Source organism: Kitasatospora sp. NPDC057940 (assembly GCF_042887425.1).
GTDB lineage: Bacteria > Actinomycetota > Actinomycetes > Streptomycetales > Streptomycetaceae > Kitasatospora.
In genome coordinates, this window is the sequence record NZ_JBHVPH010000040.1 from 24,417 (window position 1) to 43,704 (window position 19,288).

Sequence of the window (19,288 nt, forward strand, 5' to 3'; positions counted from 1 at the left end):
AAGGGGCCGGTGTTCCGAGAGCGGAACGCCGGCCCCTTCGCCGTACCCCGGGCGGGTTACAGCGGCAGGCCGCTGATGCTGCCGCCGTTCACGCCGCCCAGCAGGCCGCCGATCGGGCCGAGCGCGCCGGTGAGGCCGGACAGCGGGTTGTTCGGGCCGAGGTCGGCGCCGCCGAGGCGGTTGGCCGAGCCGTGCTCGGCCAGGCCCAGGACGTCGGTGCCGGGCAGGGCGGGCAGCGCGCGCGAGACGGCGCCGAGCGGCAGCGCGTCGGTGACGGCGTTGGTGCCGGGGACGGCGCCGGCGAGCTTGTCGGCGCCGGGCAGGCCCTTGGCGATCTCGCCGCTCTGGGCGAGCCCGCCGACCGGGCTGGCCGCGGCGCTGCGGGTGCCGGCGCCCTTGCCGGTGACGGCCTCGCCGAGCTTGCCGGCCAGTGCGGAGGCGACCTTCGGGGTGACGGCGGAGAGCTGGCCGGTGGTGGCGGCGGTCTGGTCGACCGGGGCGGTCAGCGAGCTGGCCTTCTCGTTCGCCTCGGGGAGCTGGTGGGCGACGATGTTGCCGGCGGCGTCGGCGGAGGCCGGTACGCCCGCGGCGACGGTGGCGGCGCCGGTGCTGCCGGCGGCCTGGCCCAGCTGGTGGGTGGTGTGCTGGAGGGTGGAACCGGTGTCGGTGTTGGTCAGCTGGCCCAGCGGCGCGGCCAGGTCGCTCTTGGGCAGCAGGGCGTCGCCGCCCAGGGCGGACGCGGAGCCGGCCGCGACCAGCGGGGTCGCGCCGGCCGCCACGAGCAGCGCGGCGCTGGCGATCCGTCGCGTGAGGGGGTGAGACATGGGGCTCCTCGGAGGGTCTGGGTCCGTCACGTCCGCCGGGCGGACTGACGGTGTTACCGCTTGAGAAGCCAGATGGTTTCGGCCTGGACCAGGAAAGTGTCTGACCGACCATCGGATCGTAGGACCGGCGTGACGGCGTCTGGCGGGGCCCGTGCGGCCCCGTGGACCCGGCCCCGGGCAAGGGGAGTGACGGTTCTCCGGCGGGGCCGCCACGGTGGGCTCCCGGTCCACCGGGGTTGACCGGATTCACCCGCCCGGCGGCCACCCGAACGTCAGTGCGTCAGCCCTTGTCGGACGTGGCGAGGGTGACCTGAACGAGCTTGGTCGACGTCCCGGAGGTCTGCGGCTGCCAGCCGTCCTCCGACTTGGTCTTGCGCCAGATCTTCCCGTCGTAGGCGACCGTCGCGACGCCCAGCTGCTGGGCCTGGGCGACCGCCCAGTGGGCGACCTCCCAGCCGCTCGCCCGCTCGGCGGTGATCCCGCCGTCGGTTCCGTCGGCCGAGGAGGTCAGCGCGGCGGCGGCCGGGTCCGGGGTGAGCGAGACCGCGTTCTCGGCGCCCTTGATGGTCGAGGCGTACCCGGTGGCCGGGGTCACGGTGCGGCCGAACTCGCGGCGCACCCGGTCGGACAGCACCTGGGCCCGGTCCGCGGCGGTGGGCTGGGCGGCGGCCGGGGAGGCGGTGGAGCCCGCCGTGGGGGAGGACGAGTCGGTCGGATCCGGCTTGGCGTAGTCGTGCACCACGCAGGAGAACGAACCGGGCTCCCGGCCGGCCAGCGCCGAGGTGAGCAGCGTCGCCTTGGTCTCGTGCTTGGCGTACGCCTGCGGGTAGCCGCTCTTCTGCACGGCCTGGGCCGCGTCGGTCAGCGGCAGCCGGGTGTAGCCGGGCACCTTGACCAGGCCGTCCAGGAACTTGTTGGTCGCGTAGACCGGGTCCCCGATCTGCTGCGCGGTGCCCCAGCCCATCGAGGGCCGCTGCTGGAACAGGCCGATCGAGTCCCGGTCACCGCCCGCGAGGTTGCGCAGCTTGGACTCCTGCATCGCGGTGGCCAGCGAGATCGTCGTGGCCCGGTCCGGCAGTCCGCGCGCGCGCGCCACCGCGGCGATCGTCGCGGCGTTGGCCGCCTGCGGGAGCTCCAGCGTGCCGCTGCCGGCCGCGGTCTTCACCGAGCAGCCCTCGGGCTCGCCCTGCTTGAAGCCGAACCACCAGATGCCGACCACGGCCAGTCCCGCGACCAGCGCGAGGCCGAGCAGGCCGACGATCACGAGCAACAGCGCGCGCAGTGGACCGCGGCGGGGGGGCGCCAACTCCTCGCCCAGCTCCTCGCCGCTCTTTCTCCTGGCCACCGTCGCCCCTCTCGCGCCTTGCTTCTTGATCCGACACCGTACCCACTCGGACGGGTGTGCGGCGCCACCCGGTTGCGGTTGCCGGTCCGCTCGCTCCGGGCCGGGCCTCCGTGCGCCGCGTCACGGAAGCGCCACACGGGGTGCCCGCCGCGCGGACTAGGCTGGCGCCATGAGCAGCCCGAACCCGACGCCCCTGGACCTCACCCTCGACGGCGGCGCGCTGACCGCCCGGCTCGTCGACTTCCCGTCGGTGAGCGGCGACGAGCAGGCGCTCGCCGACGCCGTGGAGACCGCGCTGCGCGGCTACCCGCACCTGACCGTGGACCGGTACGGCAACAACGTGGTCGCCCGCACCACCCTCGGCCGCCCCGAGCGCGTCCTGCTCGCCGGCCACCTGGACACCGTGCCGATCGCCGACAACGTGCCCTCCCACGTCGAGGGGGACCTGCTCTACGGCTGCGGCACCTCGGACATGAAGTCCGGCGTCGCCGTCCAGCTGCGGCTCGCCGCCACCCTGCCCGAGCCCAACCGCGACCTCACCTTCGTGTTCTACGACTGCGAGGAGGTGGAGGCCCACCGCAACGGCCTCGGCCACCTCGCCAGGGAGCACCCGGACTGGCTGGCCGCCGACTTCGCGGTGCTGATGGAGCCGAGCGGCGCGGTCGTCGAGGGCGGCTGCCAGGGCACCCTGCGGGCGCAGATCCGGCTCACCGGCGTGCGCGCGCACTCGGCCCGCAGCTGGCTCGGCGACAACGCCATCCACCACGCCGCCGGGGTGCTCACCCGGCTCGCGGACTACCGGCCGCGCCGGGTGGAGATCGACGGTCTGGAGTACCGGGAGGGCCTGAACGCCGTCCGGATCGACGGCGGCGTGGCCGGCAACGTCATCCCGGACGAGTGCGTCGTGACGGTCAACTTCCGCTACGCCCCGGACCGCAGCGAGGCGGAGGCGGAGAAGCACGTGCGCGAGGTCTTCGACGGCTTCGAGCTGACCGTCACCGACTTCGCCCCGGGCGCGCTGCCCGGGCTCGCCCAGCCGGCCGCCCAGGCCTTCCTGGAGGCCACCGGCGGCCAGGCCCGGGCCAAGTTCGGCTGGACCGACGTCGCCCGGTTCAGCGCGCTGGGCGTCCCGGCGGTCAACTACGGCCCCGGTGACCCGAACCTCGCGCACAAGCGGGAGGAGCACTGCTCGCTGAGCGCCATCGCCGAGACCGAGGAGCGGCTGCGGGCCTGGCTGACCAGCTGAGGTGCCCCTCCGATGATCGGCCGGTCCGACCGGCCGATCATCGGCTGAGCGCCATCTTCCGGTCGCCCAACCGACCTTCCCCTGTTGCCTGAAAACCGGGATCACCGGACGTAGGGTTTCGTCATGACAGGCACAGGAGACGAGAAGCACTACGGACACGGCCCCGAGCAGGTCGGCGTGCCGCGGAAGAAGAAGGCCTGGCCCGAGAAGCAGAAGGGCCCGGTGCTGGTGCGCCGGGACCAGGTCGGCACGAGCACCACGGACCAGCGGCTGCTGGACACCACCGGCCCGACCGACTGGCTGCACACCGATCCGTGGCGGGTGCTGCGGATCACCTCCGAGTTCGTCGAGGGCTTCGGCGCCCTCGCCGAACTCCCGCCCGCGATCAGCGTCTTCGGCTCCGCCCGGACCCCGGCCGACTCGCCCGAGTACGAGGCCGGCGTGGCCATCGGCCGGGCCCTCGCCGAGGCCGGCTACGCGGTGATCACCGGAGGCGGCCCGGGTGCCATGGAGGCCGCCAACCGCGGCGCCTCCGAGGCCGGCGGCCTCAGCGTCGGCCTCGGCATCGAGCTGCCCTTCGAGCAGGGCCTCAACGAGTTCGTCGACCTCGGGCTGAACTTCCGTTACTTCTTCGTCCGCAAGACGATGTTCGTGAAGTACGCCCAGGGCTTCGTGGTCCTGCCCGGCGGGCTCGGCACGCTGGACGAGCTGTTCGAGGCGCTCACCCTGGTGCAGACGAAGAAGGTCACCCGCTTCCCGGTGATCCTCTTCGGCAGCGCGTACTGGGGCGGCCTCTACGAGTGGCTGAAGAACACCCTGGTCGCGCAGGGCAAGGCGGCCCCGCACGACCTGGAGCTGTTCCACATCACCGACGAGATCGACGAGGTCATGAAGATCCTCGCCGACACCCGCCGGCCGACCAACCAGATCTAGGCCCTCCGGCCCACTCCGGGCCGGCTACGCCAGCCCCCGGCGGGCGACCGCCGGGGGGCGGGTGCCCCGGATCGAGGCGACCATGTCCAGCACCTGGCGGGTCTCCGCGACCTGGTGGACCCGGTAGACCTGCGCGCCCAGCCAGGCCGAGACCGCGGTGGTGGCCAGGGTGCCGAGCAGCCGCTCGTTCACCGGCCGGTCCAGCGTCTCGCCGACGAAGTCCTTGTTGGACAGCGAGACCAGCACCGGGAAGCCGGTCGCGGTCATCTCCGGCAGCCGCCGGGTGGCCTCCAGCGAGTGCCGGGTGTTCTTGCCGAAGTCGTGCCCGGGGTCGATGATCACCGCGTCCCGCCGCACACCCAGCCCCACCGCCCGCTCGGCCAGCCCGACGGTCACCCGCAGGATGTCCGCCATCACGTCCTGGTAGCCGATCCGGTGCGGCCGGGTGCGCGGCTCGGCGCCGCCCGCGTGCGTGCAGACCAGCCCGACGTCGTGGCGCGCGGCCACCTCGGCGAGCTTCGGGTCCACCCCGCCCCAGGCGTCGTTCAGCAGGTCGGCGCCCACCTCGCAGACCGCCTCGCCGACCTCGTGCCGCCAGGTGTCGACGCTGATCACGGCCTCCGGGTGGCGCTTGCGCAGCTCGGCCACGAAGGGCACGGTGCGCCGCAGCTCCTCCTCCACCGTGACCTCGTCACCGGGCCCGGCCTTCACCCCGCCGATGTCCAGGATCGCCGCTCCCTCGGCCATCGCGCGGTCGGCGGCGGCGAACGCGGCCTCGTCCGCGAAGGTCGCCCCCTTGTCGAAGAACGAGTCCGGCGTCCGGTTGACGATCGCCATGATCACCAGCTCGTCGTCACCGAATTCCCGCGGTCCCAGGCGCAGTGCCACCGATGTCTCCTCCACAGCTGCTGCGGGTGCGATGATGGCCCCCGGCCTCACAGGGACCATGCTGTCATGATCAGTTTGGTCGGGGGCACTTCGCAGCAGGCCGGCCGGGAGTTCGGGAGGACAGCTCGTGTTCTGGGTGATCGTGGTCGCCATGGCCGTGGTGGTCGGCGGCGCCGCGCTGGTGGCGCTCGGCGGGGGCGGCTCGATGCCGGAGGCGGTGCAGGACCGACTCGCCGCCCGGCTGCCGCAGGACCGTCCGCTGAGCAAGGCGGACGTGGACGACCTGCGGCTGCCGATGGCCGTCCGCGGCTACCGGATGGACGAGGTCGACGACGTCCTGGACCGCCTCGGCGCCGAACTCGCCTACCGCGACTCGCGGATCGCCGAACTGGAGGCCGCCGGCCACCTGCGCGGCGCGGTCGAGGCGACCGACGGCCCGGACGCCGGCGCCGAACCGCTGCCCGGCCTGGAGGAGTTCGCGAAGGTGGTCGAACCGGCCGTCGCGCTCACCAAGGAGCGGCCCGAGCAGGAGCGGCCCGAGGACGCGAAGCCGGTGAACGACCGGTGACCGCTCTCGCCGAGGGCGCGGTGCTCGGCGCGGACGGCCTGCTCCGCTGCGCCTGGGGCGAGTCGACCGACGACTACCGGGCCTACCACGACACCGAGTGGGGCCGTCCGGTGCACGGCGACGACGCCCTGTTCGAGCGGGTCTGCCTGGAGGCGTTCCAGTCCGGGCTGTCCTGGCTGACCATCCTGCGCCGCCGGGAGGGCTTCCGGTCCGCGTTCGCCGGCTTCGGGATCGCCGCGGTCGCCGAGTTCGGCGAGGCGGACGTGGAGCGGCTGCTCGCCGACACCGGCATCATCCGCAACCGGGCCAAGATCGAGGCCGCCATCGCCAACGCCCGGGTCGCCCGCGACCTGGACGGCGGGCTGGACGCGCTGATCTGGCAGTTCGCCGGAGCCCCGGACCGGCCGGCCCCCCGCACGATGGGGGAGGTGCCGGCCGTCACGCCCGAGTCGACCGCGCTCGCGAAGGCCCTGAAGAAGGAGGGCTTCCGCTTCGTCGGCCCGACCACCGCCTACGCCCTGATGCAGGCCTGCGGCCTGGTCGACGACCACCTGGCGGACTGCCACGTCCGCACCGCGCGCCCGGTCTGACCGGTCTGACCGGGCGGGCGGGCGTGGGCCCCTAGCGGCCCAGGTACTGCGGCTTCTCCTTGGCGATGAAGGCGCGGACCGCGATCCGGTGGTCCTCGCTCTCGCCCGCCAGGGTCTGCAGCTCGTCCTCCTTGTCGAGCAGTTCGTCCAGCGAGTGCGAGGCGCCGTACGCCAGCGACTCCTTGATGGCGCCGTAGGCCACCGTGGGGCCCGCGGCCAGCTCCTGGGCGAAGGCCCGCGCGGTGGCGGCGAGCTCCCCGGCCGGCACCACCCTGGTGGCCAGGCCCAGCTCCAGCGCCTCGGCGGCCTTGACCGTCCGGGGCAGCATCAGCAGCTCGGTGGCCCTGGCGTGCCCGACCAGCCGGGGCAGCGTCCAGGAGGCGCCCGAGTCGGCGGTCAGGGCGATCCCGGCGAAGGCGGTGTTGAAGCCGGCCCGGTCGGAGAGGACCCGGAAGTCGCAGGCGAAGGCCAGCGAGGCGCCCGCGCCGGCCGCCACCCCGCCGACCGCGGCGACGGTCGGCTTGCGCATCCCGGCCAGCGCCCGCACCAGCGGGTTGTAGTGCTCGGCGACGGTGCGCAGCGCGCTCTCGCCGGTCTCCTCGGTCCGCTTCAGCGTCGTCAGGTGCTCGTTCAGGTCCTGCCCGACGCAGAACGCGCGCTCGCCGGCCCCGGTCAGCAGCACCGCCCGCACCGCCGGGTCCGCGGCCGCGGCGGCCACGGCGTCCCGCAGCGCGATCTTGGTCGCGACGTCCAGGGCGTTCATCGCCTCCGGGCGGTTGATGGTGATGACGGCCAGGCCGCCGTCCAGCTCGTACAGCACGGAATCGGACATGGGCGAGGGCTCCCTGTGGTCGCTCGGTGTCGGTCGTGTGCCAGGATGCCGGAGCGGACGGCCGGGTGGGGAGTGTGAGGTATCGCACCTTTCGACGGCCCGCGCACCGCCGCCACGCCGGGGCTTATGACGGCAATTGCGGCGCTTGGGGGCGGTCCGGCCGATGTTGCACCGAGAGTGATGTTGGTCATCAGGCCGTGGCATGCGGGATAATGGCTTCCGATCAATGCGTTCGATACCGGCGGTGGACGGACTGCCGGTGCGTAGCTGAGCGGTTGCAGGAAGGGGAACGAGCATGGCGGCCATGAAGCCGCGGACGGGTGACGGCCCGCTCGAAGTCACCAAAGAGGGACGGGGCATCATCATGCGCGTTCCGCTCGAAGGCGGCGGACGCCTTGTGGTGGAGCTCACACCTGACGAGGCCGACGCCCTCGGCGAGGCCCTGAAGAAGGCCTGCGGCTGACCGCAGCGGGTGCTCGTCATCTCCTGGAGATGTGCTGCCGGGCCCGGGTACGACGTCATGTCGGCCCGGGCCCTGCGGCGTTTGGGGGCCGTGCGCGCCCGGCGGCTCCGGCCTGGGGCGGCGGGGCCGCCACCTGACGGTCCGGCTGCCTGACGGCCCTGCCGCTCGATGGTGCTACCGCTTGATGGCGCAGAGCAGCCCGTCCGAGACCGGCAGCAGCGCCGGCAGCAGCGCCTCGCTCTCCCGGACGTCCCGGACCAGGTCGCGCACCGCGCCCGTCTGGGGGTCCTGCAGCTCCGGCTCGGCCAGCCGGCCCTCCTGGAACACCCCCTCGAAGCAGACCATCCCGCCCGGCCGCAGCAGCCGCATCGCCTCCAGCAGGTACTCCCGGGACTCGGCCGGGTCGCCGTCGCAGAACACCAGGTCGTACTGGCCGTCGGCGAGCCGGGGCAGCACCTCCAGCGCCCGGCCCGGTATGAACCGCGAGCGGCCGGCCGCGAATCCGGCCGCGTGGTACGCCTCGCGGGCCAGCTGCTGGCGCACCGGCTCGGAGTCCACCGTGGTGAGCACGCCGTCCGGCCGCATGCCGCGCAGCAGGTAGACCCCGGAGACGCCCGTCCCGGTGCCGATCTCGGCCACCGCCTTGGCGTCCAGTGCTGCGGCCAGCAGCCGCAGGCAAGCCCCGCCGCTGGGCCCGATCGCCCGTATCCCGGTGCGCGCGGACTGCGCCCGGGCGTAGGTCAGCACCGCGTCCTCGCCGACGTAGGTGTCGGCGAGGGCCACACTCGCGGGCCCGAACTCGCTGATGGCTGCCTCTTTCGGAGCCCCGGGTTACGGCCCGGTGCCGGGGGAAGTCGATATTTCCTGGCACAGATTACTGGCCGACCGGGAACCGCGTACGGCGGCGGGCCGTTGTCACGAAGGACCGGGTACGGGAGACCTCCCGGGCACTTTTATCCGGGCTTGACGGGTGAGGTGGATATGGTGGTGGCCCTGCTGGGCAGAAGAGCCGACCGAGGAGGTGTGGCCGAGGGCGACGTCCCCGTGCGGCGGCACTCCCGCGGCACCGCGTCGGCCCGTACGCCGAAGCCCGTGATGAACCAGCCTGCGCACTCCGACCTGGACCAGCCCGCCGCCGCAACGCCGGCCGCCGGTACCACCGAGGCCCCCGCCCTCGCGACCTTCACCGAGGGCCCCGACGCGCAGACCTGGACTCCGCCCTCCTGGGAGGAGATCGTCGAGGCGCACAGCGCCCGGGTCTACCGCCTCGCGTACCGCCTGACGGGCAACCAGCACGACGCCGAGGACCTCACCCAGGAGGTCTTCGTCCGGGTGTTCCGTTCGCTGTCCACCTACACCCCCGGCACGTTCGAGGGCTGGCTGCACCGGATCACCACCAACCTGTTCCTGGACATGGTCCGCCGCCGCCAGCGCATCCGCTTCGACGCGCTCGGCGAGGACGCGGCCGAGCGGCTCGCCTCCCGCGAGCCCAGCCCGGCCCAGCACTTCAGCGACACCCACTTCGACGCCGACGTGCAGCACGCCCTGGACACCCTCGCCCCGGAGTTCCGCGCCGCCGTGGTGCTCTGCGACATCGAGGGACTGTCCTACGAGGAGATCGCCGCCACGCTGGGCGTCAAGCTCGGCACCGTCCGCAGCCGCATCCACCGCGGCCGCTCGCACCTGCGCGCCGCGCTCAAGCACCGTGCCCCCGGCTCGGCCCCCGGGCGCGAGCGCCGCGGCGGCTCGGAGGAGCCGGTGCCGGTCGGCGCCGCCGTCGAGGGCGCGCTCGCGCCGGGTGCGCGCGGACGGAGGCGATCGTGAGCGGAACCGGCCGGTCCGGGCCGGGCCAGCCGGATCCGTCCGGCCGGTCCGCGGCCAGGCGGGGCTGGGCGCTGCCCGGCCGCCGCGGCGGCGACGAACCGGGCGAGCCCGTCCTGCCCGCGCTGCCGCTGCCGGGCGAGACGGCGCTGCGCGCGGTGCCGGTGCGCCCCGCCGAGCCGGCCGCCGAGGAGCACCACCTCGGTGAGCGCCTCTCCGCGTTCCTGGACGGCGAACTCGGCCACGACTCGCGCGATCGCGTCCAGGCCCACCTGGCGACCTGCCCGCAGTGCCTCGCCGAGGTCGACGCCGGCCGGGCCGTCAAGCACCTGCTGACCCGCACCGGCACCCCCGGCCCGTCCTCCGGCCTGATGGCCCGGCTGATGGCCGTCGGAGGCCTGCCCGAGGACGATCCGGCGGACGCCGACTGGCCCGTCCGCCGCGGCGGACGCGGTGACGACGACGACCTGCCCGGCGGCGGGGTCGCGGCCGGCGGCACGCTCGGCGGCAGCCGGCTCACCGGCGGCTCCTTCGGCCGCGGCGCAGGCGCCTCCTTCGGCGCGGGAGCGCTCGGCGCCGACACCCCGGTGCCCGGGGTCGACCCGCGGGCGTTCGGGCGCGGCGGCGCGGTGCTGCGGCCCCTGATGGGCCGGCGCAACGGCCGCCCCGAGGCCGCGGCCCGCCCCGAGAGCACCGTCCGGCCCCGCCCGGCCGTCGCCGTGCGCTCCGCCGCGCCGCGCGGGCGCCGCTTCGTCTTCGCCGCCGCGGGCGCCTTCTCGGTCGCCGCGGTCACGCTCGGCGGGGTCGGCGGCCTCAGCACGCAGAGCGAGGACCAGCACGGCAACCCGGTCAGCACGGTCGGCAACACCGGCGGCACGGGCCGCAGCGGGGGCCTGGTCCCGATGACCGCGCAGATCCCGGTGGACTTCCCGGCCCACCCCGTCGCCGCGACCCGCGACGCGACGCCGCCGCCGGCCTCGGAGCGCAACTCGGGCGGTCTGCCCGCACTGCGCCAGCAGACTCGCTAGACCCTGTCCGCACCTGGAGCGCCGCTCGTGCCCCGGTCGCGACGATCTCGGCCATCGGCAGGTCTTTACCACGGCTTCATCGCAGCGTGGACCATGGACCCGCCGATGGCCATTACCCTGTAGGGACCGTCGTCCGACGAGCTAGGGAGCTTAGGTGTTCAGCGATGTAGGCGGGCTGGAGATCCTGACCCTGGCCGTGATGGCGATCATCATCTTCGGGCCCGACAAGCTGCCGAAGCTGATCCAGGACACCATGGGCTTCATCCGGAAGATCCGTTCCTTCGCCGACAACGCGAAGGAGGACATCCGCAGCGAGCTGGGCCCCGAGTTCAAGGACTTCGAGTTCGAGGACCTGAACCCCAAGACCTTCGTCCGCAAGCAGCTCATGGGCGACGAAGAGGACCCGCTGGGCCTCAAGGAGATGAAGGACTCGCTCGACATCCGCTCCGTCCTGGACGACAAGCCGGCGGCGCCGGTGAACGGCCGCAACGGCAGCGTGAGCTTCGAGAAGTCCGCCGCCCCGGTGGCGGCCTCCACCGGGGCGCCGTTGCAGCCCGGCGAGCGGCCCCCGTTCGACCCCGACGCGACCTGACCGGCCCCCGGTCACGCCCCGTACGACCACGCCACCGCCCCGCCCGGCCGCCCGGCTGAGCGGGGCGGCGGCGTGTGCGCCGCTATTGTGCTGATTGTTCCCGCTGAGCCGTCCGTCACATTCCGCGCTGTCGCGGACCAGGAACGGCTCCCGGGAACGCCGCGGTACGCCACGATGGGAGCGCGCCACGGCAGGCAAACGTGTGTTTGAGGAGGCCCGGGGATGGACGCGACGAGTCAGGCGGTGGGGACGACGGCCACGGCCGGCGGCCCGGTGGTCGGCGGGCAGGCCGGCCCGGCGGACCCGCTGGTGCCCTACCTGTCCGCAGACTTCCCCTGGTACGGCCTGGACGACGGCTGGACCGGCCGCCGCTACCTGATGCAGGCCGGTGCCGGAGGCCCCCGGGCCGGGGCGCCGGGCAGCGTCGACTACGGCAGCCTCGGCCACGGCGAGGAGCCGGCCAGGCAGTACGAGCCGCGCGACATGCGCAGGTTCGCGGTCGTGGTCACGGTGGCCCGCCGGGACAGCCGCCGCAGTGCCGACAACACCGGCACCCTGGAGGCGACCTCCGCCTCCTCCGCCGCCTGGCTGGCCGGCTCGGGCCTGCTCGCCTCGACCTGGCCCGGCCAGCTCGACCGCGCGCTGCGCCAGGACTGGCTGGACCAGCAGAGCACCCTCGCGTGGGACCTCGCCGACGACCTGGCCGGCCCCGGCTGGTCCACCCTCAGCCTCCCGGTGAACGGCCTGCCGCAGCCCTTCCGCTACCGCGAGTCCGAGTACGGCTGGGTGCTCGCCGGCGAGGCCCCCGGCGTCCTGCTCGGCGCCTACGGCCGCGGCGTCAGCGCCTACGGCGCCGGCTTCGCCACCGCCCCCGACCTGACCGCCTACACCCGCCCGTAGGGCGCGAGGGCGCGACGGCGCCGGGCACGCCGGGTACGCCGAAGGGGCCGGGTGGTCGAACCACCCGGCCCCTTCGGCGACGCGTCGTCAGAACTTGTTCTTCGGGGTCAGCCCGAGGGAGAGCCCGGAGAGGCCGCGCTGGCGGCCGCCGAGCTTGCCGGCGACGGCGCGCAGGGCGGCGCCGGCCGGGGAGTCGGGGGCGGCGAGCACGACCGGGCGGCCGTCGTCGCCGCCCTCGCGCAGGCGCACGTCGATCGGGATCGAGCCGAGCACCGGGACGGTCGCGCCGACGGTGCGGGTGAGCGCGTCCGCGACGGTCTGACCGCCGCCGGTGCCGAAGACGTCGATCATCTCGTCGCAGTGCGGGCACGGCATGCCGGACATGTTCTCGATCACGCCGACGATCTTCTGGTGGGTCTGCACCGCGATGGTGCCGGCCCGCTCGGCCACCTCGGCGGCGGCCATCTGCGGGGTGGTGACGATCAGGATCTCCGCGTTGGGGACCAGCTGGGCCACCGAGATCGCGATGTCGCCGGTGCCGGGCGGCAGGTCCAGCAGCAGGACGTCCAGGTCGCCCCAGTAGACGTCGGCGAGGAACTGCTGGAGCGCGCGGTGCAGCATCGGGCCGCGCCAGACCACCGGGGCGTTGCCCGGGGTGAACATGCCGATCGAGATGACCTTCACGCCGTGCGACTGCGGCGGCATGATCATGTCCTGGACCTGGGTGGGCCGGCCCTCGACGCCGAGCATGCGGGGCACGCTGTGGCCGTAGATGTCGGCGTCCACGACGGCGACCTTCAGGCCGTCGGCGGCCATCGCGGCGGCCAGGTTGACCGTGACCGAGGACTTGCCGACTCCGCCCTTGCCGGAGGCGACGGCGTAGACCCGGGTCAGCGTGCCCGGCTTGGCGAACGGGATCTCCCGCTCGGGGGCGCCGCCGCGCAGCAGCTGGGAGAGCTCCTTGCGCTGCTCGTCGCTCATCACGTCGAGCTCGACCTCGACGCCGGTCACACCGGGCACGCGGCCGACCGCTTCGCGGACCCGGGTGACGATGGTGTCGCGCATCGGGCAGCCGGAGACGGTCAGGTAGACCGCGACGCGCACCGCGCCGCCCTCGGCGATCTCGACCGATTTCACCATGCCGATCTCGGTGATCGGGCGGTTGATCTCCGGGTCGTTGACGGTCGCCAGCGCCTGGCGTACGGACTCCTCCGTGACGCCGGCCGCGACCTCTGTCTCATTGGCCATGCCTTGATGGTACGGCGCTCGGGGGATCCCCCAACCCGTCGGTAGCGTGCCGCAGGTCACAGCGTCTCGGAGGGCTCCCGGCGGTCCTCGATCTCCTTGAGCAGGGACTGGAGTTCGGAGCGGATGAAGTCGCGGGTGGCGACCTCGCCGAGCCCGTGCCGCAGTGCCGCGACCTCGCGGGTCAGGTACTCGGTGTCCGCGATGTTGCGGTCGCTGCGGGCCCGGTCCTGTTCCATGTTGACGCGGTCCCGGTTGTCCTGGCGGTTCTGCGCGAGCAGGATCAGCGGGGCCGCGTAGGAGGCCTGGAGCGACAGCACCAGGGTGAGGAAGATGAAGGGGTAGCTGTCGAAGCGCACGTTCTCCGGCAGCAGGGTGTTCCAGGCCACCCAGATGATGATCACCACCGTCATCCAGACGATGAAGCGGCCGGTGCCCAGGAAGCGCGCGATCCGTTCGGAGAGCTTGCCGAACGCCTCCGGGTCGTAGGCGGGCAGCGAGATCAGCCCGGGCCGGGCGGTGCGGGGCTGGTCGAGCCGGGTGCGGCCGGGGCCGGCCACGGAGATCTCGGCGCGCCGCTCCCGGCCGCCCTCGCGGCCGCGCAGTTCGCGCAGCTGGCGCAGTTCCCGCAGTTCGCTCTGGAGGCGTTGGCGGGGGGACTCGTCCCGCCGCCCCTTGCGGTCAGCGTCCACCGTGCACCTCTTCCCTCGTGCCGTCCGTGTCGTCGGGGCCGTGCAGGACGGACTCGCGCCAGTCCTCCGGCAGCAGGTGGTCGAGCACGTCGTCGACGGTCACCGCGCCGAGCAGGTGGTCGGCCTCGTCGACGACCGGCGCGGACACCAGGTTGTAGGTCGCCAGGTAGCTGGTGATCAGCGACAGCGGGGTGTCCGGCGGCAGCGGGTCCAGGTCGTCGTCGAGCAGCGAGCCGACCAGCACGTACGCCGGCTCGCGCAGCAGCCGCTGGAAGTGCACGGTGCCCAGGTACTTGCCGGTCGGGGTCTCGTTCGGCGGCCGGCAGACGTACACCTGCGCGGCGAGCGCGGGCTTGTGGTCGGAGACCCGGATGCGGGCGAGCGCCTCGGCCACGGTCGCGTCCGGCTCCAGCACGACCGGCTCGGTGGTCATCAGACCGCCGGCGGTGTTCTCCTCGTACGACAGCAGGCGGCGGACGGGCTCGGCCTCGTCCGGCTCCATCAGCTGGAGCAGCCGCTCGGCCTCGTCGTCGGGCAGCTCGGAGAGCAGGTCGGCGGCGTCGTCCGGGTCCATCGCCTCCAGGACGTCGGCGGCGCGTTCGTCCTTGAGCTTGCCGATGATCTCGACCTGGTCGTCCTCGGGCAGCTCCTCCAGGACGTCGGCGAGCCGCTCGTCGTCGAGCGCGGCGGCCACCTCGGCGCGGCGCTTGGCGGACAGGTGGTGCATGACGCTGGCGAGGTCGGCGGCGCGCAGCTGGTCGAAGGTGGCGAGCAGGTTGGCGGCGCCCTGGTCCTGCTCGGGCAGCGTGAAGCCGGTGACGTCCTGCCAGTCCAGGGTGAGCCGCTCGCCCTTGCCCTTGCGCAGCCGGCCGGCCCGGCCGATCTGGACGAAGACCTTGCTGATCTCCCACTCGCGCAGCCGGGTCTGCACCATCCCGACGTCCAGCACGGTGACGGCCTCACCGGTCTTGGACCAGGTGACGGTGCGGTCCAGCAGTTCGGCGAGCACCAGGGTCTCGGACGGGCGCTGCTCGAAGCGCCGCAGGTTGATCACGCCGGTGGCGAGCACCTGGCCGGACTCCAGGCTGGTCACCCGGGTCATCGGCAGGAAGATCCGGCGCCTGCCGACCACCTCGACCACCAGGCCCAGGACCCGCGGCGGGCGGCCGCTCAGCCGCAGCGAGACGACGACGTCACGGACCCGGCCGACCTGGTCGCCGTTCGGGTCGAAGACGGCGAGGGCGGAGAGGTGGGAGATGAAGACCCGGGTGCCTGGCCCTGCCATGAACTCCCTCGACTCGTTCGATGCCGTGCCGGGTAGGCCGGGCACACCTGCGGGCAAGGCTACCCGCGTGTCGCGAGCCCGGCCCGACGAGGCACGGTACACAGCCGAGGAGTCCCGGGCGTGAACCTTTAGCGGCGCTTGAACAGCAGTTTGGGCAGGCCGGCCGGGACGGGACGGCGGGTGGTGGCCGCGGTGGGCATCGGCTGGGCGGCGTGCGAGCCGTCCGGCATCGCGCCCGGAAGCTCGGTCAGCGCACCGGCGGGCTCCAGGCGCAGCACCCGGCACTCGCGGGCCCAGCGGTCGGTGATGGTGTCGGTGTCGGGCGCGTTCAGCCGCTTGCCCTTGAGCTCCTCGACGGCGCCCAGCCAGGCCTCGCCGCCCGGGGCCAGCTCCGAGACCCGGGCGCTCCAGCCGGTCAGCCGGCCGCCCTTGTCCTTGCTGCGGACGGTCACCACCGCGCCGGATCCGGCGGTCAGCCCGTGCAGGGGCTGCTCGCCGCCCTCGCCGACCACCACCACGGCGCCGTCGTGCCAGGCGTGCCAGAGCGGGCGGGCCTGCTCCTGGCCGTCCACGCGGACCCAGAGGAGGCCGGACTTCTTCGCGGCCTCCTCCAGCAGGGCCTGGTCGAGGAAGTCGTCGGCGGTCGCGGCGGCGGGCGTACGGTCCATGGCGCCCAGCGTACGACCTCCGCCGTCCACGAGTTGTCTCAGCCGTCGGGCGACAGTTCCATCGGATTGCCACGGGCCTTACCGTAGGAGCGCCCAGCCCCGGCCCGGTTCAGCCGGCCCCGCCTCGCCCCAGCCCACGTGACCAGCAGAGGAGCGCCGTGCCCGCCGCCCGGCCCGCGACCGCCCCCGCACCAGCCGCCACCGCCACCGAGCCGGCACACCCGCTCCCCACCGCCGACCTGCTGCTGCTCGCCGTCTCCATCGCCGGCATCTCGCTGTCCGGCCCGCTGATCAGCGCCACCGCCGCGCCCGCGCTGGCGATCGCGTTCTGGCGCAACGTCATGTCGGTCGGCGTCCTCGGCCCGTACGCGCTGCTGCGCCACCGCGCCGAACTGCGCGGGATCGGCCGGCGGGCGCTGCTGCTCGCGATCGCGGCGGGCGCACTGCTCGCCGTGCACTTCGCGCTCTGGATGCCCAGCCTGCGGATGACCTCGGTGGCCTCGGCGACCGCCCTGGTCACCACCACCCCGCTGTGGACCATCCTGCTGATGCGCCTGCTCGGCGTCCGCGCCCCCCGGATGGTCTGGCTCGGCACGGGCGTGGCCTTCGCCGGCGTACTGGTGCTGACCGGCGTCGACCTCTCGCTCTCCCCGCGCGCGCTGCTCGGCGACGCGCTCGCCCTCGGCGCGGGCCTGGCCGCCGCCGGGTACGTGCTGCTGGGCGCGGAGGTCCGCAAGACCGTCAGCACCACCGCGTACACGCTGGTCTGCTACGCCACCACGGCGGTGGGCCTGCTGGCGATCTGCCTGGTCGCCGGGACGCCGCTGGCCGGCTGGCCGGCCGGGGTGTGGTGGCAGATCGTGCTGCTGACGGTCGCCGCCCAACTGCTCGGCCACTCGCTGAGCAACCGCGTGGTGCGCACCCTCGGCCCGTCGATCACCTCCACCGCGATCCTGCTGGAGACCCCGGGCGCGGCCCTGATCGCCGCCCTGTGGCTCGGCCAGTGGCCCCCGGTGGCGGCGTATCCGGCGGTGGTGCTGATCCTGGTGGGCCTGGTCCTGGTCGCCCGCGGCGGCCGGCGGTAGCGGCCGGCGGGCGCCGCGGGCGGCTACAGCCAGCCGTTGCGGCGGAAGCCCCGGTACATCCCGACGCAGATCAGGATGATGGCGGTGAGCACCATCGGATAGCCGTACTTGTGGTGCAGCTCGGGCATGTACTCGAAGTTCATGCCGTACACGCCGGTGATCATGGTGGGCACGGCGAAGATCGCCGCCCACGCGGTGATCTTGCGCATGTCCTCGTTCTGCGCCACCGAGACCTGCGCCAGATTGGCCTGGAGCAGCGAGTTCAGCAGTTCGTCGAAGCCGTGCACCTGCTCGGTGACCCGGGCCAGGTGGTCGGCGACGTCCCGGAAGTACTTCTGGATGTCCGGGTCGACGAGGCGCTGCAGCGGCTCGGACAGCTGCTGCATCGGGCGCAGCAGCGGCACCACGGCCCGCTTGAACTCCAGTACCTCGCGCTTGAGTTGGTACACCCGTCCGACGTCGGAGCTGCGCCCGCCCTTGACCGAGAAGACGCCGTACTCGATCTCGTCCACGTCGTTCTGCAGCCGCTCGGAGACCAGCAGGTAGTTGTCCACGACGTGGTCCGCGATCGCGTGCAGCACCGCGGACGGGCCCTTGGCGAGCAGCCCGGACTCGTCCGCGTCGGCCTCCAGCCGGTGCCGCAGCTCCTGCAGCGAGCCGTGGCCGCCGTGCCGGACGGTGATCACGAAGTCCCGCCCGGCGAAGACCATCAACTCGCCGGTCTCCACCACCTCGCTGGTCGGGGTGAGCTGGTCGTGCTCGACGTAGCGGATGGTCTTGAAGACGGCGAACAGCACGTCGTCGTAGCGCTCGACCTTGGGCCGCTGGTGCGCGTGCACCGCGTCCTCGACCGCGAGCGGGTGCAGACCGAAGCGCTGGGCGATGCCCTCGAACTCGGCCTCGGTCGGCTCGTGCAGCCCGATCCAGCTGAACGAGCCGTTCCCGTCCGGGAGTTGGTGCGCGGCCTTGATCCGGCGGGCGGCCTCGCGGGGGCTGCAGGTCTCGCCGTGGCGCTTGCCGTGCTGGTACACCGCGCAGTCGACGACCGCCGAGCCGGCGCCCGCCGGGACGGCGTCGTACCCGCCGACCGCGGAACGGCGGCGGTTGGTGCGGACGGCGGCGCGCAGGCTGTTGATCATCGACATGGCAGGCTCCCTGGAACAGGAGCCGCCGCACAGCGGCGTCGGGGCCCCCGGTCGGAAGCGGGGGAGGAACGGGCGGCCGTGGTGCGACGGCGAAGAACACCGGTGAAGGGGGGTGAGGGTGCTCTCCCGGCCGGTTTCGTCCGCGTCCGGCCTGCCCGGGCTACCTCGGCTGGATCAGCCGGTTCAGCCTGCGTGGCGAGGGGTACGGGGAAGTCGGGGCCGGGTAGAGCTGCCGGTACTGCATGGTCGGCCGGTATCCACCGCAACCACCTCCTTCGTGCCGCCGCCCCGGGAACCTGAGGATTCCCGGTGGCCAGTCGCTCACCCTAACATCTGACCGACCATCGGCGCCCCGGGCTTTCCCGAGGCTTTGCCCGGGCCGCCCGCACACGGCCGGCCCGCCCCCGGGGGTTACGCTCACCGGCATGGCGCACGACTTCCCGCTCTTCGGCGAACCCCACGGCGGCAGCTCCCCGGCGCTCTCCCGGGAGGCGGTGCTGGCCGCCGTCGAGGCCCGGCTGATCACCACCTTCGGCGAGCCGAGCGGCCGCGCCGCGGTCACCTTCCTCGGCACCGACCGGATCGAGGTGCTGCGCTTCGGCCCGGACGCCGACGGCCTGGTCCGGTACGCGACGCTCGGCATGTCCGCCGCGCCGATGGCCGACCCGACCGCACCGGTGGCCGACCAACTGCGCGGCCCGCGCGCCGAACTGGTGCTGACCGTCCGCGGCGGGCGCGACAGCGTGCTGCGCAGCCTGGCCACCCTGGCCGCGACCCCGCAGGTCGAGGGACTGGTGGTGGCCCCCGGCGGCTCGCTGGACCTCGGCGCCCCGCTGTGGGACGGCGCGCCGTTCACCTCGGTGCTGGCCGCCGAGCCGGGCGGCCTGGTGCCGGACCTGGAGCTGGACGAGCCGGCCGACCCGGTCCGCTTCCTGCCGCTGCTGCCGATGACGCCCAACGAGGCCGGCTGGAAGCGGGTGCACGGCGCGGCCGCGCTCCAGGAGCGCTGGCTGGACCAGGGCGCCGACCTGCGCGACCCGGACCGCCGCGGCGTCCGGCTGGACTGACAGGGGCTCAGGTCGCGGGTCTCCCGTCCCGGCCCCGCGCTCCCGCCGCGCCCCCGCACCCCGGCGTGCGG

The 19,288-nt window shown here is 73.9% G+C and carries 21 protein-coding genes; 11 read left to right on the plus strand and 10 right to left on the minus strand.

The features are described 5' to 3' along the window. Nucleotides 1-56 precede the first annotated feature (56 nt). Both ACFVTF_RS35555 and ACFVTF_RS35560 read right to left on the minus strand, forming a co-directional pair. Nucleotides 57-824 (minus strand): hypothetical protein, encoded by a 768-nt coding sequence (locus ACFVTF_RS35555; RefSeq protein WP_387818135.1) that lies wholly within the window; start codon nucleotides 822-824, stop codon nucleotides 57-59. Nucleotides 825-1,104: 280 nt separating this feature from the next. Next, nucleotides 1,105-2,169, minus strand: coding sequence for a hypothetical protein (locus ACFVTF_RS35560; RefSeq protein ID WP_387818137.1), 1,065 nt, complete (start codon nucleotides 2,167-2,169; stop codon nucleotides 1,105-1,107). Nucleotides 2,170-2,338: 169 nt separating this feature from the next. On the opposite strand from ACFVTF_RS35560, the gene dapE reads away from it, so the two are divergent. Both dapE and ACFVTF_RS35570 read left to right on the plus strand, forming a co-directional pair. Next, a complete protein-coding gene (gene dapE, locus ACFVTF_RS35565) occupies nucleotides 2,339-3,415 on the plus strand; it encodes a succinyl-diaminopimelate desuccinylase (RefSeq protein WP_387818139.1) in 1,077 nt (358 codons plus the stop codon). A 123-nt stretch (nucleotides 3,416-3,538) separates the two neighbouring features. After that, nucleotides 3,539-4,348, plus strand: coding sequence for a TIGR00730 family Rossman fold protein (locus ACFVTF_RS35570; RefSeq protein WP_063347937.1), 810 nt, complete (start codon nucleotides 3,539-3,541; stop codon nucleotides 4,346-4,348). Nucleotides 4,349-4,372: 24 nt separating this feature from the next. Here the strand turns inward: ACFVTF_RS35570 and folP are convergent, their stop codons facing one another. Next, complete coding sequence (gene folP, locus ACFVTF_RS35575) at nucleotides 4,373-5,185, minus strand: dihydropteroate synthase (protein WP_387818174.1); 813 nt, start codon at nucleotides 5,183-5,185, stop codon at nucleotides 4,373-4,375. Nucleotides 5,186-5,363: 178 nt separating this feature from the next. Between folP and ACFVTF_RS35580 the strand changes: the two genes are divergently transcribed. Continuing rightward, nucleotides 5,364-5,804 (plus strand): DivIVA domain-containing protein, encoded by a 441-nt coding sequence (locus tag ACFVTF_RS35580; protein WP_063347936.1) that lies wholly within the window; start codon nucleotides 5,364-5,366, stop codon nucleotides 5,802-5,804. Then, nucleotides 5,801-6,394, plus strand: a complete 594-nt coding sequence (locus ACFVTF_RS35585) for a DNA-3-methyladenine glycosylase I (RefSeq protein ID WP_387818142.1) — start codon at nucleotides 5,801-5,803, stop codon at nucleotides 6,392-6,394. The genes ACFVTF_RS35580 and ACFVTF_RS35585 overlap by 4 nt, the downstream gene beginning before the upstream one ends. A 31-nt stretch (nucleotides 6,395-6,425) precedes the next feature. On the opposite strand, the gene ACFVTF_RS35590 is transcribed toward ACFVTF_RS35585, so the two are convergent. After that, complete coding sequence (locus tag ACFVTF_RS35590) at nucleotides 6,426-7,226, minus strand: enoyl-CoA hydratase-related protein (RefSeq protein ID WP_387818144.1); 801 nt, start codon at nucleotides 7,224-7,226, stop codon at nucleotides 6,426-6,428. A gap of 295 nt (nucleotides 7,227-7,521) precedes the next feature. Here ACFVTF_RS35590 and ACFVTF_RS35595 point away from each other — a divergent pair, with 295 nt between their 5' ends. Further along, nucleotides 7,522-7,689, plus strand: a complete 168-nt coding sequence (locus tag ACFVTF_RS35595; RefSeq protein ID WP_014137929.1) for a DUF3117 domain-containing protein — start codon at nucleotides 7,522-7,524, stop codon at nucleotides 7,687-7,689. 174 nt (nucleotides 7,690-7,863) lie between these two features. On the opposite strand, the gene ACFVTF_RS35600 is transcribed toward ACFVTF_RS35595, so the two are convergent. Then, nucleotides 7,864-8,496 carry an O-methyltransferase gene (locus tag ACFVTF_RS35600; RefSeq protein WP_387818176.1) on the minus strand — a complete coding sequence of 211 codons (633 nt, stop codon included), beginning with the start codon at nucleotides 8,494-8,496 and terminating at the stop codon, nucleotides 7,864-7,866. A gap of 288 nt (nucleotides 8,497-8,784) precedes the next feature. Here ACFVTF_RS35600 and sigE point away from each other — a divergent pair, with 288 nt between their 5' ends. The 4 genes from sigE to ACFVTF_RS35620 all read left to right on the plus strand — a co-directional run bounded on the left by sigE (nucleotide 8,785) and on the right by ACFVTF_RS35620 (nucleotide 12,030). Beyond that, nucleotides 8,785-9,513: an RNA polymerase sigma factor SigE gene (gene sigE, locus ACFVTF_RS35605; protein WP_371522687.1), complete on the plus strand. Its 729-nt coding sequence runs from the start codon at nucleotides 8,785-8,787 to the stop codon at nucleotides 9,511-9,513. After that, on the plus strand, nucleotides 9,510-10,538 hold the full coding sequence (locus ACFVTF_RS35610; protein WP_387818146.1) for a zf-HC2 domain-containing protein: 1,029 nt from the start codon (nucleotides 9,510-9,512) through the stop codon (nucleotides 10,536-10,538). The genes sigE and ACFVTF_RS35610 overlap by 4 nt, the downstream gene beginning before the upstream one ends. Before the next feature lie 154 nt (nucleotides 10,539-10,692). Beyond that, nucleotides 10,693-11,130, plus strand: a complete 438-nt coding sequence (locus ACFVTF_RS35615) for a sec-independent translocase (protein ID WP_387818148.1) — start codon at nucleotides 10,693-10,695, stop codon at nucleotides 11,128-11,130. A 222-nt stretch (nucleotides 11,131-11,352) separates the two neighbouring features. After that, complete coding sequence (locus tag ACFVTF_RS35620; RefSeq protein ID WP_063347930.1) at nucleotides 11,353-12,030, plus strand: hypothetical protein; 678 nt, start codon at nucleotides 11,353-11,355, stop codon at nucleotides 12,028-12,030. Between the two features lie 87 nt (nucleotides 12,031-12,117). Here ACFVTF_RS35620 and ACFVTF_RS35625 read toward each other — a convergent pair whose 3' ends face one another. The 4 genes from ACFVTF_RS35625 to ACFVTF_RS35640 form a co-directional block, all read right to left on the minus strand. Continuing rightward, on the minus strand, nucleotides 12,118-13,278 hold the full coding sequence (locus ACFVTF_RS35625; RefSeq protein ID WP_387818150.1) for an Mrp/NBP35 family ATP-binding protein: 1,161 nt from the start codon (nucleotides 13,276-13,278) through the stop codon (nucleotides 12,118-12,120). 56 nt (nucleotides 13,279-13,334) lie between these two features. Beyond that, the gene (locus tag ACFVTF_RS35630) at nucleotides 13,335-13,907 is read right to left on the minus strand and encodes a DUF1003 domain-containing protein (protein WP_387818178.1); all 573 of its coding nucleotides are present in this window, start codon (nucleotides 13,905-13,907) and stop codon (nucleotides 13,335-13,337) included. Between the two features lie 49 nt (nucleotides 13,908-13,956). Next, complete coding sequence (locus ACFVTF_RS35635; protein WP_387818152.1) at nucleotides 13,957-15,252, minus strand: magnesium transporter MgtE N-terminal domain-containing protein; 1,296 nt, start codon at nucleotides 15,250-15,252, stop codon at nucleotides 13,957-13,959. Nucleotides 15,253-15,380: 128 nt separating this feature from the next. After that, nucleotides 15,381-15,920, minus strand: coding sequence for a hypothetical protein (locus ACFVTF_RS35640; RefSeq protein ID WP_387818154.1), 540 nt, complete (start codon nucleotides 15,918-15,920; stop codon nucleotides 15,381-15,383). 158 nt (nucleotides 15,921-16,078) lie between these two features. On the opposite strand from ACFVTF_RS35640, the gene ACFVTF_RS35645 reads away from it, so the two are divergent. After that, nucleotides 16,079-17,005, plus strand: a complete 927-nt coding sequence (locus tag ACFVTF_RS35645) for a DMT family transporter (protein ID WP_387818156.1) — start codon at nucleotides 16,079-16,081, stop codon at nucleotides 17,003-17,005. Nucleotides 17,006-17,028: 23 nt separating this feature from the next. Here ACFVTF_RS35645 and corA read toward each other — a convergent pair whose 3' ends face one another. Beyond that, nucleotides 17,029-18,150: a magnesium/cobalt transporter CorA gene (gene corA, locus ACFVTF_RS35650; protein ID WP_387818158.1), complete on the minus strand. Its 1,122-nt coding sequence runs from the start codon at nucleotides 18,148-18,150 to the stop codon at nucleotides 17,029-17,031. Nucleotides 18,151-18,575: 425 nt separating this feature from the next. Between corA and ACFVTF_RS35655 the strand changes: the two genes are divergently transcribed. Further along, nucleotides 18,576-19,217, plus strand: coding sequence for a suppressor of fused domain protein (locus tag ACFVTF_RS35655; protein ID WP_350879892.1), 642 nt, complete (start codon nucleotides 18,576-18,578; stop codon nucleotides 19,215-19,217). Nucleotides 19,218-19,288 lie beyond the last annotated feature (71 nt).